The 1100-nt window shown below is 38.4% G+C and carries 2 protein-coding genes; both read left to right on the forward strand.

What is annotated here, in order from left to right; all coding sequences use genetic code 11:
* Positions 1 to 133: 133 nt before the first annotated feature.
* Positions 134 to 577, forward strand: a complete 444-nt coding sequence (locus AB0N14_RS40320) for a terminase small subunit (protein ID WP_010905043.1) — start codon at positions 134 to 136, stop codon at positions 575 to 577.
* Entirely contained in the window at positions 574 to 984 is a 411-nt protein-coding gene (locus AB0N14_RS40325) for a RinA family protein (protein ID WP_010905042.1), read from the forward strand. The genes AB0N14_RS40320 and AB0N14_RS40325 overlap by 4 nt, the downstream gene beginning before the upstream one ends.
* The last annotated feature ends 116 nt before the right edge of the window (positions 985 to 1100 follow it).

Here is a 1100-nt window from a genome sequence, read left to right on the forward strand (position 1 = left end):
AACAAAAAGAGCCTAGTCAATGACTGGGCTTTTTTAACGTTATGTGGAAATAAAAAACTTATAAAACTTATAAAACTTGTCTTTTTACTTTGTTATAATCAAAAGGACATATAAACAGAAACGAGGGGAAACAATGACACCTAAACAGCGTAAATTTTGCGACGAATATATAAAAACAGGAAACGCCACGCAGTCGGCTATTAATGCAGGGTATAGCCAAAAAACAGCGAAGTCGATAGGAGCCGAAAACCTGACTAAACCTGACTTAAAAAAATACATTGATAGCAAGTTAAAAGACATTTCAAACAATGCCATAGCAACCGCAGAGGAGACTTTAACCATATTAACACAGATAGTACGCGGAGAGCATACAGAGCAAGTGATAACAGCAGAGGGTGATGTCATAGACAAACACCCTGACACTAATCAAGTCATTAGGGCGAGTGCTGAAATCTTAAAACGTTACCCGCTTACCCAAGACATTAATATCAAAGGGAATTTAAAAGTTAGTAACCCTTTTGAGAATCTAACAGAGGAAGAACTTAGAACCTTAGCAAGCAGAGAGGGGGAAGCGTGAAAGATAAAACAGATAGAATCATAAGCGATTATATTAACGGACGCACACAAGCCAAAATAAAAGCAATTGAGAGCCGTTATATATACAGGGTAAAACAGGACAACCTAGGGATTAGAACAGCTTACAAAGGCACAGCGGAGCCAGAGGGGAACACATTAGACAAGGAACGCATGGAAGAGGATAAAGAGCTGATAGGATTAAGGCGAACACTTGAACTTTTAGGAGCTTTATACAATACTTTAACAGTATCAGAAAAAAGAATCATAGAGTTAAGGTATAAAGGGTATAACGGTTATACGTGGTATCGTGTCGCTATGGAGTTAGAGAGCGCAGGCATAGACATACCTATCAAGAGAGCGAAAAAAATATACTTTGCTTTCAAAGAAGATGTATCGCGTGTTTTGTAGTGTTTTTGTTTGGAGGGTGATACTATGAATAAAACAGAGTTTAATATCAGGTTATATCTTTCGGGAGTTATGGAGTCATGGACTGACAGGATAGACAGCACAGGGGAAGAAACGCC

Source organism: Streptomyces sp. NPDC051104 (assembly GCF_040682835.1).
Lineage (GTDB): Bacteria > Actinomycetota > Actinomycetes > Streptomycetales > Streptomycetaceae > Streptomyces > Streptomyces cynarae.